Origin of the sequence: Luteipulveratus halotolerans, assembly GCF_001247745.1 — a bacterium.
GTDB classification, from domain to species: domain Bacteria; phylum Actinomycetota; class Actinomycetes; order Actinomycetales; family Dermatophilaceae; genus Luteipulveratus; species Luteipulveratus halotolerans.
Window position 1 is genome coordinate 1,087,668 of the sequence record NZ_LAIR01000002.1, and the last position, 16,264, is coordinate 1,103,931.

The following is a 16,264-nucleotide window of genomic DNA, read 5'->3' on the forward strand; positions in this document are numbered from 1 at the left end:
GCGAGCGGCCGGTGGTGGACGGCTGCCGCGCGTCTAGGCTCAGCGGGTGACCTCAGCCCCCGGTGACCGTGATCAGGCCGCGCGTCCACCCCGCGCATGGGAGGTCGTCGTCGCCTGGGTCGAGAAGCGCATCCTGGGCGGCGAGCTCAAGGTCGGCGAGCAGCTGCCCGCCGAGCGCGACCTCGCCGAGCAGCTCGGGGTGAGCCGGTCGGCCGTGCGCGAGGCCGTCCGTACCCTGCAGGCGTCCGGCGTCGTGCGTTCAGCGGTCGGGGCCGGTGCCACCGGCGGTACGACGATCGCGGCCACACCGCACGAGGCGCTCACCCGGATGCTTCGCCTGCACGTCGCGCTCGCCAACTTCCCGGGCCGGGACGTCACCGAGGTGCGCGTGGTGCTCGAACGGCTCTCCGTGGCGCTCACCGCGGAGCAGGCATCTCCCGGCGAGGTCGCGCGGGTGCGCGAGGTGCTCGAGGCGATGGACGACGACGGCCTCGACCGTGAGCAGTTCAACGCGCTCGACACCGAGTTCCACGTCGCGATCGCCCGGGCCGCGGGCAACCGGCTCGCCGCCGACATGACCATCGCGATCCGTGAGTCGATGCGTCTGCCGATCCTCGCCGGTCTGCGCAGGGTCGATGACTGGCACCAGCACCGCGCGGCCCTGCGCGAGCAGCATCACGGGATCATGCGGGCGATCGAGGCGCGGCAGGCCGATGCCGCCGCCGACCTGGTCGAGCAGCACATCCGTACGGCGTTCGCCTCGATCGGCGTCGACCCGGACTAGCCGATCCCGGCGGCGCGCAGGCCCGCGGCCGTCGCGGCGGCGAGCACGACGACCACGACGAACGGTGCCCTCAGCGCCAGCGCGGTGACGGCGACGAGGAGTCCCGCCGCTCGCGCGTCGAGCACGAGCGAGCCGTCGCCGGTGACGAACGCCTGCACCACCACCAGCGCCGCGAGCAGGGCGATCGGCAGCAGGCGCACCATCCTCGACACGACCGGCCCGTCGAGCAGATGCGCGGGGACGACGTAGCCGAGCACCTTGAGGGCGTACGCCGCCGCGCAGGCGACCAGGACGGTCCACCACAGGCTCATGCCGGCTCCTGCGCGCGGCGGGGAAGCAGGCCGGCGCCGACGGCAGCCGCGGTGGCGGCCAGGACGGGTACGCCGGCTGCGGTGTGCGGGGCCAGTGCCAGCGCGATCGCCGCGGGTGCCACGGCGACGAGCCGGGCCTCGGTCGTGCCGAGCCGCGGCCACAGCAAGGCGATGAACGCGGCGACCGCGGCGGCGTCGAGGCCGTAGGTCGTCGGGTCACCGATGGCCTCGCCGATGAGTGCTCCGACGAGCGTCATGAGGTTCCAGCCGACGAAGACGCCGAGGCCGGTCCACCAGAACTCGACTCGGCTCAGCCGTGGTTCGGGCTGGGCGACGCCGACCGCGGTCGACTCGTCGATCGTGAGGTGCGCGGCGAGCAGCCGCCGCCAGCCGTGCGCCTGCAGCAACCTGCTCACCTGGAGTCCGTAGAGACCGTTGCGCACGCCGAGCAGTGTGGACGTCGCGATCGCCGCCGGCTGCGATGACGCCGACGAGCGCGAACTGCGAACCCCCGCTGAACAGCAACGCCGACAGTGCGACCGCTTGCCAGGTGGACAGACCGGCAGCGACGGCCAGGGCCCCGAAGCTCACGCCGTACAGCCCGGTGGCGGTGGCCACCGAGACGCTCTGGCGGACGACTGCGCGTCGGGCGACACCGTCGGCGTCGGCCGGGGCGTGCGTGCTCATGTGTCGTGCAGCAGGGCCGTGAGGCGCACCTCTCGCACGGTGCTGCCGTCGTCGCTGACCTCGCGTTCGCGCCAGGCGCCGTCCGGGCGCAGCCCGGAGGCCTCGAGGAACGCTCGCGCGGCCTCGTCGCGTGCCGGTATCCATGCCTCGACCTCGCGGAAGTCGTTGGCGCGCAACGTGTCTGCTGCGGCGTTGAGCAGCCGTGACCCGTGCCCGGTCCGTCGGGCATCGGGGTGCACACCGAGGACGAGCAGCTCTCCGCGGCCCTCGGTGCCGGTCGGCCCGATGGCTGCGAGGCCGACGACGTCGTCCGCGCTGGTCGCGACCAGCAGCCGGTGCTGGGGCGACGGCGGGTCGCTCAGCGACCGCGCCCACACCTGGGCGAACGCTGCGGCGTCGAACGTGTCGAGCACCTCCGACGGCAGCACGTCCGCGTACGCGGCACGCCAGGCCGCACTCTGCACCGCCCCGACCGCCGCGGCGTCGGCCACGCGCGCGGTGCGTACGGCGCTGTCAGGAACGGGCTGCTCGGAGGTCACCGGCTCAGTCTGACAACCCACGGGCGTATGACAGACATGACACACATTTGCAGAAGAGTGTCACGGCGGGCATGCTGGAGATATGTACGGGAACGACTTCGCCGACCCCTCCGAACCGCTCAACGCGGCCGAGGGCGGCGCCCTCGACGACGTGCTCCCGACGGCGACCGAGCGGCGTACGACGCCCGGCTCGTTCGACGAGCTCATCGCCGCCGAGCAGCGCATCGAGCCGCGCGACGAGATGCCCGAGGCCTACCGCACCACCCTCATCCGCCAGATCGCCCAGCACGCGCACTCCGAGATCATCGGCATGCAGCCCGAGGGCAGCTGGATCTCGCGGGCGCCCTCGCTGCGCCGCAAGGCGATCCTGATGGCCAAGGTGCAGGACGAGGCGGGGCACGGGCTCTACCTCTACAGCGCGGCCGAGACCCTGGGCGTCGACCGCTCCGAGCTGCTCGACAAGCTGCACTCGGGGCGGCAGAAGTACTCCTCGATCTTCAACTACCCGACGGCCACCTGGGCCGACGTCGGCGCGATCGGCTGGTTGGTCGACGGCGCCGCGATCATGAACCAGGTGCCGCTGTGCCGCTGCTCCTACGGGCCCTACGCCCGCGCGATGATCCGGGTCTGCAAGGAGGAGTCGTTCCATCAGCGGCAGGGCTTCGAGATCCTGTGGACGCTCGCGCGCGGCACCGACGCGCAGCGTGCGATGGCCCAGGACGCCGCCGACCGGTGGTGGTGGCCGGCCCTGATGATGTTCGGCCCGCCCGACTCCGGCGAGGCGGCCTCCGGTGGCCACACCGAGCAGTCGATGGCCTGGGGCATCAAGCGGTTCAGCAACGACGACCTGCGTCAGAAGTTCGTCGACATGACCGTGCCGCAGGCCCAGAAGCTCGGCCTCAGCCTGCCCGACCCCGACCTGCGCTGGAACGACGAGCGCGGCCACTACGACTTCGGCGCGATCGACTGGGACGAGCTGTGGCGCGTCATCAAGGGCGACGGCCCGATGAACGCCGCGCGCATCAGCCACCGTCGCCGAGCGCACGACGAAGGTGCATGGGTGCGCGAGGCCGCGAGCGCGTACGCCGACAAGACCGCCGCCCGCGCGAAGGGAGCCGTGGCATGACCGAGGCACAGCAGGGCAGCTGGCCCTTGTGGGAGATCTTCGTACGCGGCAAGCGTGGTCTGTCGCACGTGCACGTCGGGTCACTGCACGCCCCCGATGCCGAGATGGCGCTTCGCAACGGGCGCGACCTCTACACCCGCCGGCAGGAGGGTGTGTCGTTGTGGGTCGTGCGGTCCGACGACATCCGCGCGAGCAGCCCGGACGAGCGTGACTCCTTCTTCGACCCTTCGGCCGACAAGATCTACCGGCACCCGACGTTCTACGACGTGCCCGAGGACGTGGAATACCTGTGACGACTGTTCCTCTCGGCCGCGACCCGAGACCCGTTGTGCCACAGGGAGACTCGCTGACCGCGGCGTACTGCCTGCACCTCGGCGACGACGCCCTGATCTATGCGCAGCGGCTGGGCGAGTGGATCTCGCGGGCCCCTCAGATCGAGGAGGACATGGCTCTCGGCAACATCGGGCTCGACCTGCTCGGCCAGGCGCGAGCGTTGCTCACGCGTGCCGGCGAGCTCGACGGCACAGGTCGTTCCGAGGACGACCTCGCCTACTTCCGCGACGAGCGTGACTTCCGCAGCGTTCATCTGGTCGAGCAGCCGCGTGGTGACTTCGGGTTCGAGATGGCGCGGCTGCTGTGGTTCGCGACCTACCAGTGCGAGCTGTACGCCGCACTGGTCGACTCGCGCGACCCGGTCGTGTCCGCAGTCGCTGCCAAGGCCGTCAAGGAGTCCGCCTACCACCGTGACCACGCCGAGCAGTGGGTGCTTCGTCTCGGTGACGGCACCGACGAGTCGCACGTGCGTATGCAGGATTCTCTGCAGGCCGTACTCCCTTATCTGGCAGAGCTTTTCGACGACGACGAGGTGTCGGTCGCGGCCGCGTCGGCCGGTGTCGGGGCGCTGCCGTCGGCCCTCCACGACGCGGTGGTCGAGCGTGTCGGCGACGTCGTCGTACGAGCGACGCTGACCCTCCCTCACGAGGTGACCTGGCGTTCGCGCGGGGGCCGCATCGGCGTCCACGACCAGAGCATGGGCCACCTGCTCGCCGAGATGCAGCACATCGCACGCTCGCACCCGGGGGCGTCATGGTGACCGCAACCGCGACCGACGTGGTCGAGGCCGTACGCGCCGTCCCCGACCCCGAGGTGCCCGTCATCTCGATCGACGACCTCGGCATCCTGCGCGATGTCGCGGTCGAGGGCGGTGTGGTGCGCGTGACCATCACGCCCACCTACTCCGGCTGCCCTGCGATGGAGGCGATCCGCGCACGCATCGAACGCGTGGTCACCGATCACGGTCTGTGCGCCGAGGTGACCACCCGTCTGTCGCCGGCCTGGACGACCGACTGGATGTCCGAGCGTGGCCGAGATGCGTTGCGGCGCTTCGGTGTTGCGCCACCGCACGTGCGCTCCGACGAGCCCGTGGCGGTCGGGCTCAGCGTGCGCCGTGTCGACTGCCCGCTGTGTGGTTCGCACGACACCGAGGAGATCTCGCGCTTCGGGTCGACGTCGTGCAAGGCGCTGCGCCGTTGCCTGTCCTGCCGCGAGCCGTTCGAAGAGTTCAAGGCCCTGTGATGGCGCTCGTCTCCCAGCCCGCTCGCCGCAGCCGCCCGCGGTTCCACTCGCTCACCGTCTCCGGGGTTCAGCAGCTGACACCCGGAGCGGTGGCGGTGTCGTTCGCGGTGCCCGACGAGCTCGCCGACGTCTTCGCGTTCGAGCCCGGGCAGCACCTCACGCTGCGTGCGACGATCGACGGCGAAGACGTGCGCCGCTCGTACTCCATCTGCCTCTCACGCTCAGAGTCGCTGCGACGCAAGGAGGTTCGCGTCGGCTCGGCGATCGTCGCCGGTGGCGCGATGTCGACGTGGCTCAACGAGAAGGTCGACGTCGGCGACGAGATCGAGGTGATGTCGCCGCTCGGTGGCTTCACCTGCCCGACCGACGCCGACGTGAGCAGGCACCACGTGTTCGTCGCCGCCGGCTCGGGCATCACTCCGGTGCTGTCGCTGCTCGCGACGGTCCTGGAGGAGGAGCCGCAGTCACGGGTGACGCTGCTCTACGGCAACCGCCGTACCGACTCGATCATGTTCCTCGAGGAGCTCGAGGACCTCAAGAACGCCCACTCCGGTCGGTTCCACCTCATCCATGTGCTCTCGCGCGAGGCGCAGGACGTCGAGCTGTTCCACGGACGGCTCGACCGAGACCGCCTCGACCGGATCCTGGCTGCACTCGCGCCCATCGACGGCGTCGACGAGTGGTACATCTGCGGCCCGTTCGGCATGGTCGAGGACGCCCGAGAGCTGTTGAACGACAACGGTGTCGGGCACGAGCACGTCCATCACGAGGTGTTCCACGTCGACGAGGTCGGCGCTCCTGCCTCGGTCGTCGTCACCGATCCCGGGGCACCACCCGAAGCAGTCGTCACGGTCAACCTGGACGGTCGCACGACCGAGGTCCCGATGCCCAGCAAGGAGGAGTCGATCCTCGACGCCACACTGCGCGAGCGCCCGGACGCGCCGTTCAGCTGCACGGGCGGGGTGTGCGGCACCTGTCGTGCGCGCGTCGTCGAGGGAGAGGTCCGGATGGACCGCAACTACGCGCTGGAGCCCGAGGAGGTCGACGCCGGCGTCGTCCTGGCGTGCCAGGCCCACCCCGTCACGGACACGGTCACCCTCGACTACGACGCCTGAGGTCCTACCGCGTCGTGGACGCCGGCTGCTGCGCCGATGCCTGACTGCTCGTCGCCGGCTGCTGCTGCGACGAGGTCGCCGAAGGCTTCGGCTGCGTCGGGGGCTTCGGCGCCGTGGGCTTGGGAGCCGTCGGCTTCGGTGCGGTGGGCGCGGGGGCCGTCGGCTTGGGCGTCGTGGGCTTGGGAGCCGTCGGCTTCGGTGCGGTCGGCTTGGGCGTCGTGGGCTTCGGAGCCGGAGGCTTGGGCGTGGTGGGACGCGGTGTGGTCGTCCTCGGCGTGGGTGTCTGCTTCTTCTCGGTCGTACGACGGGGAGCAGGCTCCTCACGGACGGTGGACCGCTCGGTCGAACGCCGCACCTTCTTGTAGAGCGGCTCGGCCGACTCGACCTCGGGCAGCGTGGCCACGACGGACGGCGTGGCCGTGGGGGTGGGCGTCGGCGAGTAGGTCACGACCGACGAGGGTGTCGACTGCGCCGAGGCGGGTGAGTCCGAACCGCCGAAGAGGGACGAGGCCAGGCTCGCCCCCGCGATGAGCAGGGCCGACGCAGCGATCGCGCCACCCGCGAGGAGCACGCGGGAGCGGTGCTCGCCGTCGCGGTGCGGCCTGACCGGTCCGCGCGGCGCCGACGTGACCGGGACAGGTCGTACGGCTGCGGTCGCGGCCTGAGGATCGACCGGCGGAACAGAGGTGAGCGTGCGTGCAGGCACGGACGCTGCAGGGGCACCGGGAGGAGTTGCGACGGTGCGCGGCGCATCAGGCGCGGCTGCCGAAGCAGGAGCCGCAGCAGCGCCGCTCGCGGCTGCGGCCGCACCACCGGCCGCGGGCAGAGGCGCCGCGGCAGGGACAGGGTGTACGGCGATGGCCGGGTGGCGCAGCGCGCCGCGCGCAGCCGTGAGCTCAGGGTCGACGTGGACCAGTGGCGCGTGCCCGAAACCCTCGGCGACGGAGTCGACCACCAGCGGTAGCGTCGCTGCGGCGCCGATGAGGACGACGCTGGAGGGCCGACCACCATCGAGTGCGTCGTCGACCTGCCGCACCAGACTCTGCACCGCGGCGCGCAGGCGGCGACCGACACCGGTCTCGAGGGTGCTCGCCGACACGACGGTCGCCTCGCCGGGGGCGGTGCCCCACTGGACCCGCGCGGTGTCGGCCGAGCCGAGCTGGGTGCGGGCCTCACGGGCTGCGCGGTGCAACGTCTGGGAGGACGGCGGGTCATCGAGGACGGCTGGCAGGCTCGCACGGGTGTGCGCCACGATCGCGTCGTCGAGGTCGTCGGCGCCGAACTCGGTGGTCGAGCAGCCCTGCACCAGGCCCCAGGCTCCGTCCGCGGGACGCATGACCGAGGCGGTCATACCGCTCGCGCCGGCGTTGACGACGACGGCGTCGTAGGTCTGGCCGCCCCAGCGCACCAGCCGGTCGGCGTGCAGACCGTGCGCGACGAGCGCGGCCGCGGCGCGGCCGACGCAGCGCACGGTCGGATAACCCGCGTCGGACACCGCCTCGCTGACCGACGCCCGTCGGTCGGCGTCCCACTCGTCGGGAACCACGAGGCTGACCTGCGCGGCGTCACGCTCGGTCGGGAGCAGGACCGGATCGATCACACCGGCCACGAGAGCGCCGAGCAGCGACTCGGCGGTGACCCGGCGGCCGGAGAGGATGAACGGGACCCGATCGCCCACGCGGCGGGACGGCCCGATCAGTCCGGCGCTGGGGCTCTGCTCGATCCGCGCGAGAGCGTCCTCGCCCACGACCACGTCACCCGCGGGGTCGACCGCCACAGCGCTGGGTACGGACGTGTGCAGGCGCTTGCCGCCCACGTGCAGGACGGCACGCGTGTACGCGGTGCCGACCTCGATGCCGATCTTGTCCACTTCCGCCCCTCTGCTCGGCGGCGCCGCCCCCGAGAGCGATGCCCTCTTGGCTTGGTGACCAGTACACGTCGCGACCCGGACCTGGGTCAACTCATGGTTCACCCGTGAACGCCCTGGGGCTGCGCGCTGATGCGGCGTGTCCCTTCAGAATGTGCGCATGCCGACACCGTCGAAGGCCGCTCTCGAGCACGTCAGGTCCATCGCCCGGCGCACGGGTGTCGACGTCGACGTCGCGCTCCTCGAGGACGTCCGGCGGCGTGCCGCGCTCACCATCAACTTCCACCCCGACCGCCCGTCCCGTGACGGGCGGACGGCTGCGGCTGCGCTGGCCGACGACGGGATGTACCGCACCCAGTTCGAGACCGGCATCTCAGCGGGTGGCCTCGACGCGGTCATGAACGGCGCGCGCTCGCGCTGGGAGCGGGCGATGTTCGGGTCGGCGTACGACGGTGTCGTCGCGGCCGACCGCCCGAGGTACGGCGGCCTGGACCTGGTGGGATATGCCGCCGGAGCGTGCCCCAGGTTCGGCTCCTGCCACCTCCGGCTGCGGCCACATCTGCGTGAGTGCGCGACGTACTCCTACGGGGACAGCGTCACCGAGCCCACGGCGGTCGGGACGTGGGACACGCTCGGCCCGGTGGTCGCGGCCGCGGTCGTCGATGACATGCCCGAGGTCCACGCTCGCCACGCAGGGTTCGCGCGGCTCGACCGCTACGTCGAGGCCCAGATCCACCACCGGGTCGACCTGCGTACGGACGTGGAGGCCCTGGTGGCCGACCCGTCGTTCCGTGGCTCACCGGTGGGGGATGACCTGCAGCGCATGGCGACGCGCTTCGCGGTGCCGTTGCGCTGGCACGACGGCTACGTCCTCGACGCCGAGGGGCTCGACCCACAGTTCCGCACCGAGCTCTCACCTCGGCTGGCCAAGGACGTCCACACCCGGCTCGCGCGACCGGGACAGCAGCTGGACGCCGAGCTGATCGGCCGGGCCGTACAGGCGGTGGTCGCCGACCCCGCGGCCTGGGCGGCGTACGGCGATGTGGTGCAGGTCCTGCAGGAGCTGAAGCACCTGTGGCACCACCTGGTCGATCGGGGCGCGGTCGATCAGGAGCGCTCGTAGGTCACCCAGGCGAACCCGTCGCGCTGCTCGCGCGCGGTCTCGTGCCAGCGTGCCGGGTCGACCTCCGGGAAGACGGTCTCGCCCTCAGGTGCCTGGTCGACCAGGGTGAGCTCGAGCCGGTCGGCGAGGTCGATGGTCTGTGCGTAGATCTCGCCACCGCCCACGACGAACAGCTCACCGTCGGGCGCGCCCGCAAGTGCCTCGGCCAGCGAGTGGGCGACCACCGCGCCGGGTGCAGACCAGGTGCGGTCGCGGGTGACCACGACCGTCGTACGGCCCGGGAGCGCGCGGCCGATGGAGTCCCAGGTGCCGCGGCCCATGATCATCGTGCCGCCGGTCGTGAGCGCCTTGAACCGCTTCAGGTCGTCGCTGAGGTGCCACGGCATGTCGCCGTCCGCCCCGATCACGCGGTTGGTGCCCATGGCCGCGACGAGGGTCAGGCGCTGCTCGAACCCCCGCTGCATGATGGGCGGCACCGCACCGGCGGCCACGGCGTCCAGCACCTGGCGCTCGTGGGGGACGACACGGTCCGGAAGGTCCTCGAGCGCGAACCAGCGCAGCTCGGCGGCCTTGTCGGGTTCCTGCAACGACGGCTCGCCCTGCCACCGGCGCACCCGGAAGAAGAAGTCGGCCCGCTCCTCGATGGGCTGTCCGAGGAGGCTGTGACGCTGCAGGGTGGTCAGCGGCTCGAGGTCATCGGAGCCGATGTCGATGCCGAGCTCCTCGCGAGCCTCGGACACCGCCGCGGCAGCAGCGGACTCGCCGGACTCGACGTGCCCGGCAGCCGCGCACGCCCACCAGCCGTCCATGTATCCAGTGCCACGGCGCAGCTGCAGCGCGACCTCGGTGCGGGTGTCGACCTCGCGGGTGAGGACGACGTACGAGGCAGGGACCAGTGGCACCCGCACGCGGCCGTCGCGCGCGTCGGCCGCAGCGGTCATACGGCGACCGGCGCCTTGATGCCGGGGTCGGCGACGTAGCCCTCGAGCGAGATGTCGTCGAGGTCGAACGCGTCGATGTCCTTGATCGCGGGGTTGAGCACCAGGCGGGGGAGCGGCTTGGGCTCGCGCGTCAGCTGCAGCCGCGCCTGGTCGACGTGGTTGAGGTAGAGGTGGGCGTCGCCGATCGTGTGCACGAAGTCGCCGACCTGCAGGTCGGTCACCCGCGCGACCATCGAGGTGAGCAGGGCGTAGGAGGCGATGTTGAACGGCACGCCGAGGAACACATCGCCCGAGCGCTGGTAGAGCTGGCACGACAGCCGGCCGTCCGCGACGTAGAACTGGAACATCGTGTGGCAGGGCGGCAGCGCCATGTCGTCGACGTCTGCGACGTTCCAGGCCGAGACGATGTGCCGGCGCGAGTCGGGGTTGGTGCGGATGCCGTCGACGACGCGGGCGAGCTGGTCGATCGAGCGGCCGTCGGGCGTGGGCCAGGATCGCCACTGGTGGCCGTAGACCGGGCCGAGGTCGCCGTGCTCGTCGGCCCACTCGTCCCAGATCGAGATCTTGCGCTCGTGCAGCCATGCGACGTTGGTGTCACCGCGCAGGAACCACAGCAGCTCACCGAAGATCGAGCGCAGGTGCAGCTTCTTGGTCGTCGTGACGGGAAAACCGTCCTGCAGCGGGAAGCGCATCTGATGCCCGAACACCGAGAGCGTCCCGGTGCCGGTGCGGTCGTCCTTGCGGGTGCCTTCGTCGAGCACACGCTCGAGCAGGGAGAGGTACTGCTTCACGACCGGTGACGCTAGCAGCGGCCCCTGACACGGCGCCGCGCCGGCGCGCACCCGGGCGCTACTCAGTGTGATCCAGATCACAATGATGTCTCGTAACGAATCCTCGTACGCCCCGATGTAACCCGTGATCGCGTCGCCACCCGGACCCCCGAGCGGGTGGCGACGCGATCTACTTGTCTCACCCGACGCCGCCGCTCAGCCCGTGAGCCGCGCGGGCGTCCAGGGGTCTCAGCGACTAGCCTGATCAGCCATGACGAGCACTCCTTTCGGCCGCGTCGTGACGGCCATGGTGACCCCGATGCACGCCGACGGCTCACTCGACCTCGACGGCACCGCCAAGCTCGCCTCGCACCTGGTCGACCAGGGCCATGACGGCCTGGTCGTCAACGGCACGACGGGCGAGTCCGCGACCACCACCGACGAGGAGAACTTCGCGACCGTCAAGGCGGTCGTCGACGCCGTCGGTGACCGCGTCGCCGTGACCGCAGGCGTCGGCACCAATGACACCGAGCACTCCACCCGCGTCGCCCGACGCATGGCCGAGCTCGGCGCGGACGCCGTCCTCATCGTGACGCCCTACTACAACAAGCCCACCCAGGCCGGCATCGTCGAGCACTTCCGCTCGGTGGCGACCGCGACCGACCTGCCCGCGATGGCGTACGACATCCCCGGCCGCACGGCGACCGCGCTGGCGACCGACACCATCCGCCGACTCGCGGAGATCGATCAGGTCAAGGCCGTCAAGGACGCCAAGGGCGACCTGTTCGAGGCCAGCCGGCTGATGGCCGAGACCGACCTGCTGTGGTACTCCGGCGACGACGTCGTCAACCTCGCGCACCTGGCCCAGGGTGCCGTCGGGGTCGTGTCCGTGGTCGGGCACGTCGCCGGCGCGCAGTACGCCGAGATGGTCGCCGCCGTCGACCGCGGTGATCTCGTGCGCGCTCGCGAGATCCACACCTCGCTGATCCCGCTGGTCGATGCGATCATGCACGTCAGCCAAGGCGCGATCCAGGCCAAGGCTGCGATGCACCTGCTGGGTGTGATCGACTCAGACTTCTGCCGGCTGCCTCTGCTGCCGGCGCCCGATGAGCACCGCGCACTGCTGCGCGAGGCGCTGACCAAGTCAGGACTGATGTGAGTCACCCCCACCCCGAGCTCGGCCCGCCCCCCGCACTGGCCCAGGGCGGTGTTCGCGTCGTGGCCCTCGGCGGGCTCGGCGAGGTCGGCCGCAACATGACGGTCGTCGAGCACGACGGGCGTCTGCTGATCATCGACTGCGGTGTGCTGTTCCCCGAGGACCACCCGGGTGTCGACCTGATCCTTCCCGACTTCGAGTACATCGCCGACCGCCTCGACGACATCGACGGCATCGTGCTCACCCACGGCCACGAGGACCACATCGGCGCCGTGCCCTACCTGCTGCGCATGAAGCGCGACATCCCGCTGATCGGCTCCACCCTGACGCTGGCCCTCGTCGAGGCCAAGCTCAAGGAGCACCGCATCAAGCCCTACACGATGGCGGTCAAGGAGGGCGGGCGCGAGCAGATCGGTCCGTTCGACTGCGAGTTCGTCGCCGTCAACCACTCCATCCCCGACGCGCTCGCGGTGTTCATCCGTACGCCGGGCGGCACGCTCCTGTGCACCGGCGACTTCAAGATGGACCAGCTGCCGCTCGACGGCCGCATCACCGACCTGCGCGCGTTCGCTCGCCTCGGCGAGGAGGGTGTCGACCTCTTCCTGACCGACTCCACCAACGCCGAGGTGCCGGGGTTCACCACTCCCGAGCGTGACATCACACCGGCGATCGAGCGTGTCTTCGAGACCGCCGAGCGACGCATCATCGTCGCCTGCTTCTCCTCGCACGTGCACCGCGTGCAGCAGGTGCTCGACACCGCCGAGCTCTACGGCCGCAAGGTGGCGATGGTCGGTCGGTCGATGGTGCGCAACATGGGCATCGCCTCCGACCTCGGATACCTGCGCATTCCCGACGGCGTCCTGGTCGACCTCAAGAAGCTCGACCAGCTGCCCGACGACCAGGTCGTGCTCATCTGCACCGGCTCTCAGGGTGAGCCGATGGCGGCGCTGTCGCGGATGGCCAACCGTGACCACAAGATCGACGTCGGCGAGGGCGACACGGTGCTGATGGCCAGTTCGCTCATCCCCGGCAACGAGAACGCCGTCTACCGCGTCATGAACGGTCTGATGCGCCTCGGCGCCAAGGTCGTGCACAAGGGCAACGCGCTCGTGCACGTCTCGGGCCACGCGAGCGCCGGCGAGCTGCTCTACTGCTACAACATCGTCAAGCCGCGCAACGTGATGCCGATCCACGGTGAGTGGCGCCACCTGGTGGCCAACGCCGACCTCGCGGTGCAGACCGGCGTACCGCGCAAGAACGTCGTGCTCGCCGAGGACGGTGTGGTCGTCGACCTGGTCAAGGGCCGGGCGGCCATCACGGGCAAGGTCCCGTGCGGCTACATCTACGTCGACGGCTCGCTCGTGGGCGCGACCGACGAAGAGCTGCTCAAGGACCGCCGCATCCTGCGCGACGAGGGCTTCGTGACGATCATCGTCGTGCGCGATGCCGCGACCGGCAAGATCGCGGCCGGGCCGGAGATCCAGACCCGTGGCTTCGCCGAGGACGAGCAGGTCTTCGACCGCGTGCTGCCCAAGCTCGAGGAAGCCCTCGAAGAAGCGCGCGCCAAGGGCATCACCGACAGCTATCAGCTGCAGCAGGTGCTCCGCCGCACAGTGGGCGGGTTCGTCGGCAGCAAGCTGCGCCGGCGCCCGATGATCATCCCGATCGTCATCGACGCCTGAGGCTCAACCGGCCACCTGCTGTGCCCGAAAGGTCCGCCGGTACGCCGTCGGGCTGGTACCCATCCGCGGCACGAAGTGGTGGCGCAGCGCAGCGGGCGACGCGAATCCTGTTGCGCCGCAGACGATCTCGACCGGCATGTCCGTCGTCTCGAGCAGCTCGACGGCTCGCTGCACCCGGCGTTCGATGACCCACTGGGCCGGGCTCGTACCCGTGGCGGCGGCGAACCTGCGTACGAAGGTGCGCTCGGACATCGCCGTACGACGGGCCAGGTCCGCGACGCGGATCGGCTCGTCGAGGTGAGCCTGCGCCCACGCCAGCGTCGCCGCGAGGCGCTCGTCGTCGGGGTCAGTGGCCACGGGTGCCTCGATGTACTGCGACTGGCCGCCCGGGCGGTGGGGTGAGACGACCAGTCGGCGCGCGACGGCGTTGGCGGTCGCGGCCCCGAGGTCGCGTCGCACGAGGTGCAGCGCCAGGTCGAGCCCTGCCGCGCAGCCGGCGCTGCTGAGGATGTCGCCGTCGTCGACGTACAACGGGTCGCGGTCGACCCTGATCCGCGGGTACCGCCGCTGCAGGTCGTCGGCGTAGCGCCAGTGCGTCGTCGCGGGTCGGTCGTCGAGCAGCCCGGCGGCGGCGAGTGCGAAGGCGCCGGAGCAGATCGAGACGACGCGGGCTCCCCGTGCGTGGGCGCTGCGCAACGCCTCGATGACTCCCGCGTGCACCGGCTCGTCGGGGTTGCGCACGCTCGGGACGACGACGGTGTCAGCGGCGGCGAAGTGGTCGAGGTCGTACGCCGTCCGCATCGTCGCGCCGCCCAGCATCGTGAGCGGGCGACGGTCGGCGGCACACACCTTGAGGTCGTACCAGGGCTGGTCGATGTCGGGCCAGGTGAGGCCGAACACCTCGGCGACGATGCCGGACTCGAAGCCGGTCATCCCGTCGTACGCGAGCACGGACACCGTTCCGGGGCTGGACGTCGCCATGGCGTGATTTTAGCGAACAGCGTCGTTTCTGCCACTGTTGTGGGGGCGGCGCACCGAGCAGGCTCGACGCATGACGACCATCTGGAACCTGTTGCGAGACCTGGCGTTCGGTGTGCACGCGGCACACGGCATCCGGCACGGGGTGCCGGTGCGACCTCAGGCCAGTGCTGCGAGCGCGAGAGCGCTCAACGACACCAGCCAGCTGACGAAGCTGCCCACGAGGAAGTACTCGGTCACCTCGTCGATGCCCACCTCCGACTGTGCCTGAGTGAGGCTGCGGCGGGCGTTGAGCTCGGGGAACCGGATGAGGCCCTTGGCCGCGATCACCAGGCCGGCCGAGGCCACCTCGCCCGCCAGCCCGAGGCCGAGGATGAAGACGCGCTCGAGCGGGCCGAGCAGACGCCCGCCCTTGAGCCGGTCCGAGGGCTGGGGCTGCCCCTGGGGCTTGAGGGCGCCGACAGCGGCCAGCACCAGGCGGACGAGCTCATTGCCGGTGCTGAGCTGGACGAGCCCGAGGGCGAGCAGCAGCAGGAACTTCTCGGCCGAGAGGTCGTGCAACGGGGGCAGGTCGACCCAGCGCAGCCAGCGCCCGACCGCGCCGTCGGCACTCGAACCCGCTCCGGACACGGCGAGCAGGCCGACGACCCCACCGCACAGCACGACGAGCGGGCGCAGCTCGTCACGATGACGTCGTTCGGCGCGGGCACTGAGCTCGACCCACCCGGCGGTGACGGCTGCGCAGCCGATCAGGAGGGCGATGTCGGCGCCCGAGGTGAGCCCGGCGAGGAGGGCAGCACCGACCAGGGTGGCGAGGCCGACGGCCAGGGGAGACCAGTGCGCCGTACGCCGGAGGGGGCGCGCCAGGTCGGCCACGCCGACGGCGAGCAGGAGAACCGCGACGTGGCTCATCGGACCTGCCGCAGCCAGTCGCTCGCGAGCACGATGGTGTCGAGCCCGTCGCGGACGGCGCGCTGCGACACCGCCGATGCGCTGATGCCCTCGGCGTCGGCGAGGGCGGTCTTGGTCTGACCGGTCATGAGGCCTCTCAGGATGCGCAGGGAGCGTTCGTCCAGTGATCCCATCAGATGGTCCCGACAGGCGAGCGCGGCGTTGACGGCCGGGGCGGCGGGGTCGTCGTCGTACGGGCTGTAGGTCGTGCGCACCAGGCGGAGCCCGGCACGTCGCTCGCCTGCTTCGGTGGCCTCGATCGCGGCGCGCGCGCTCCACCAGCCGGGGCCGTCCTGGGTGCGCCGGTCGGTGTCGAGCGTGGTCACCGTGCCGCGACCGATGCCGAAGCGCACATCGGCCTCGGGCAGGAGCGCCAGTCGGATGAGCAGCGCCGCGTGCACGGCGGCGCCGACGGTCGTGTAGCGCCCCTGGAGCTCGTCGGCGAAGGTGACGGCTGCCGGCTCGATCGTGCCGTCGATCTCGAGATCTGACAGGGCGGCGACCAGCCGCCGGTGCAGAGCGGCGCGGTCGGCGGAGGCCCGCGATCGCACGAGGTCCCCGATGAGCGTCGCCTCTTGAGCAGGATGCTTCACTTCGGCCATGTGAAGATCTTACCTTCATAAGCGAGAAGTGAAGGTCATCTCTTGAGTCTCGGACCG

General features: G+C 71.0%; 17 protein-coding genes and 1 pseudogene. 9 read left to right on the forward strand and 9 right to left on the reverse strand.

The window, feature by feature from the left end; all coding sequences use genetic code 11:
• Positions 1–46 precede the first annotated feature (46 nt).
• Positions 47–784 carry a FadR/GntR family transcriptional regulator gene (locus tag VV01_RS05745; protein WP_050669051.1) on the forward strand — a complete coding sequence of 246 codons (738 nt, stop codon included), beginning with the start codon at positions 47–49 and terminating at the stop codon, positions 782–784.
• On the opposite strand, the gene VV01_RS05750 is transcribed toward VV01_RS05745, so the two are convergent.
• From VV01_RS05750 to VV01_RS05760, 3 genes and pseudogenes are all read right to left on the reverse strand, one after another.
• On the reverse strand, positions 781–1,095 hold the full coding sequence (locus VV01_RS05750; protein WP_050669052.1) for an AzlD domain-containing protein: 315 nt from the start codon (positions 1,093–1,095) through the stop codon (positions 781–783). The two genes, VV01_RS05745 and VV01_RS05750, sit on opposite strands and share 4 nt — an antisense overlap.
• A pseudogene (locus VV01_RS22770) lies at positions 1,092–1,782 on the reverse strand (AzlC family ABC transporter permease). Before VV01_RS22770 ends, VV01_RS05750 begins: the two are co-directional and overlap by 4 nt.
• Positions 1,779–2,321 carry a GNAT family N-acetyltransferase gene (locus VV01_RS05760; protein ID WP_050669053.1) on the reverse strand — a complete coding sequence of 181 codons (543 nt, stop codon included), beginning with the start codon at positions 2,319–2,321 and terminating at the stop codon, positions 1,779–1,781. The pseudogene VV01_RS22770 and the gene VV01_RS05760 overlap by 4 nt, the downstream one beginning before the upstream one ends.
• An 82-nt stretch (positions 2,322–2,403) precedes the next feature.
• Here VV01_RS05760 and paaA point away from each other — a divergent pair, with 82 nt between their 5' ends.
• Genes paaA through paaE form a run of 5 tightly spaced genes read left to right on the forward strand, consistent with a single transcriptional unit; the run spans position 2,404 to position 6,137 of the window.
• Positions 2,404–3,447 (forward strand): 1,2-phenylacetyl-CoA epoxidase subunit PaaA, encoded by a 1,044-nt coding sequence (gene paaA / locus VV01_RS05765; protein ID WP_082220841.1) that lies wholly within the window; start codon positions 2,404–2,406, stop codon positions 3,445–3,447.
• Positions 3,444–3,740 carry a 1,2-phenylacetyl-CoA epoxidase subunit PaaB gene (gene paaB, locus VV01_RS05770; RefSeq protein ID WP_050669054.1) on the forward strand — a complete coding sequence of 99 codons (297 nt, stop codon included), beginning with the start codon at positions 3,444–3,446 and terminating at the stop codon, positions 3,738–3,740. Before paaA ends, paaB begins: the two co-directional genes overlap by 4 nt.
• Positions 3,737–4,540: a 1,2-phenylacetyl-CoA epoxidase subunit PaaC gene (gene paaC, locus VV01_RS05775; RefSeq protein WP_231635164.1), complete on the forward strand. Its 804-nt coding sequence runs from the start codon at positions 3,737–3,739 to the stop codon at positions 4,538–4,540. The genes paaB and paaC overlap by 4 nt, the downstream gene beginning before the upstream one ends.
• Positions 4,534–5,022 (forward strand): 1,2-phenylacetyl-CoA epoxidase subunit PaaD, encoded by a 489-nt coding sequence (paaD, locus tag VV01_RS05780; protein WP_050669056.1) that lies wholly within the window; start codon positions 4,534–4,536, stop codon positions 5,020–5,022. The genes paaC and paaD overlap by 7 nt, the downstream gene beginning before the upstream one ends.
• Positions 5,022–6,137, forward strand: a complete 1,116-nt coding sequence (gene paaE / locus VV01_RS05785; RefSeq protein ID WP_050669057.1) for a 1,2-phenylacetyl-CoA epoxidase subunit PaaE — start codon at positions 5,022–5,024, stop codon at positions 6,135–6,137. Before paaD ends, paaE begins: the two co-directional genes overlap by 1 nt.
• 4 nt (positions 6,138–6,141) lie before the next feature.
• Here the strand turns inward: paaE and VV01_RS05790 are convergent, their stop codons facing one another.
• On the reverse strand, positions 6,142–8,007 hold the full coding sequence (locus VV01_RS05790; RefSeq protein WP_050669058.1) for an Hsp70 family protein: 1,866 nt from the start codon (positions 8,005–8,007) through the stop codon (positions 6,142–6,144).
• Between the two features lie 157 nt (positions 8,008–8,164).
• On the opposite strand from VV01_RS05790, the gene VV01_RS05795 reads away from it, so the two are divergent.
• Entirely contained in the window at positions 8,165–9,127 is a 963-nt protein-coding gene (locus tag VV01_RS05795; RefSeq protein ID WP_050669059.1) for a DUF3626 domain-containing protein, read from the forward strand.
• Here VV01_RS05795 and VV01_RS22245 read toward each other — a convergent pair.
• Positions 9,112–10,068 (reverse strand): dihydrofolate reductase, encoded by a 957-nt coding sequence (locus VV01_RS22245; RefSeq protein ID WP_071606305.1) that lies wholly within the window; start codon positions 10,066–10,068, stop codon positions 9,112–9,114. The two genes, VV01_RS05795 and VV01_RS22245, sit on opposite strands and share 16 nt — an antisense overlap.
• The gene (locus tag VV01_RS05805; protein WP_050669060.1) at positions 10,065–10,859 is read right to left on the reverse strand and encodes a thymidylate synthase; all 795 of its coding nucleotides are present in this window, start codon (positions 10,857–10,859) and stop codon (positions 10,065–10,067) included. Before VV01_RS05805 ends, VV01_RS22245 begins: the two co-directional genes overlap by 4 nt.
• Positions 10,860–11,109: 250 nt before the next feature.
• Here VV01_RS05805 and dapA point away from each other — a divergent pair, with 250 nt between their 5' ends.
• Together dapA and VV01_RS05815 are read left to right on the forward strand one after the other, a co-directional pair.
• Positions 11,110–11,997: a 4-hydroxy-tetrahydrodipicolinate synthase gene (dapA, locus tag VV01_RS05810; protein ID WP_050669061.1), complete on the forward strand. Its 888-nt coding sequence runs from the start codon at positions 11,110–11,112 to the stop codon at positions 11,995–11,997.
• Complete coding sequence (locus VV01_RS05815) at positions 11,994–13,676, forward strand: ribonuclease J (RefSeq protein WP_050669062.1); 1,683 nt, start codon at positions 11,994–11,996, stop codon at positions 13,674–13,676. Before dapA ends, VV01_RS05815 begins: the two co-directional genes overlap by 4 nt.
• A gap of 3 nt (positions 13,677–13,679) precedes the next feature.
• Here the strand turns inward: VV01_RS05815 and VV01_RS05820 are convergent, their stop codons facing one another.
• From VV01_RS05820 to VV01_RS05830, 3 genes are all read right to left on the reverse strand, one after another.
• Positions 13,680–14,657 carry a helix-turn-helix domain-containing protein gene (locus tag VV01_RS05820; RefSeq protein ID WP_050669063.1) on the reverse strand — a complete coding sequence of 326 codons (978 nt, stop codon included), beginning with the start codon at positions 14,655–14,657 and terminating at the stop codon, positions 13,680–13,682.
• 156 nt (positions 14,658–14,813) lie between these two features.
• A complete protein-coding gene (locus tag VV01_RS05825) occupies positions 14,814–15,566 on the reverse strand; it encodes a hypothetical protein (protein ID WP_050669064.1) in 753 nt (250 codons plus the stop codon).
• Complete coding sequence (locus VV01_RS05830) at positions 15,563–16,207, reverse strand: SatD family protein (protein WP_050669065.1); 645 nt, start codon at positions 16,205–16,207, stop codon at positions 15,563–15,565. Before VV01_RS05830 ends, VV01_RS05825 begins: the two co-directional genes overlap by 4 nt.
• Between the last annotated feature and the right edge of the window lie 57 nt (positions 16,208–16,264).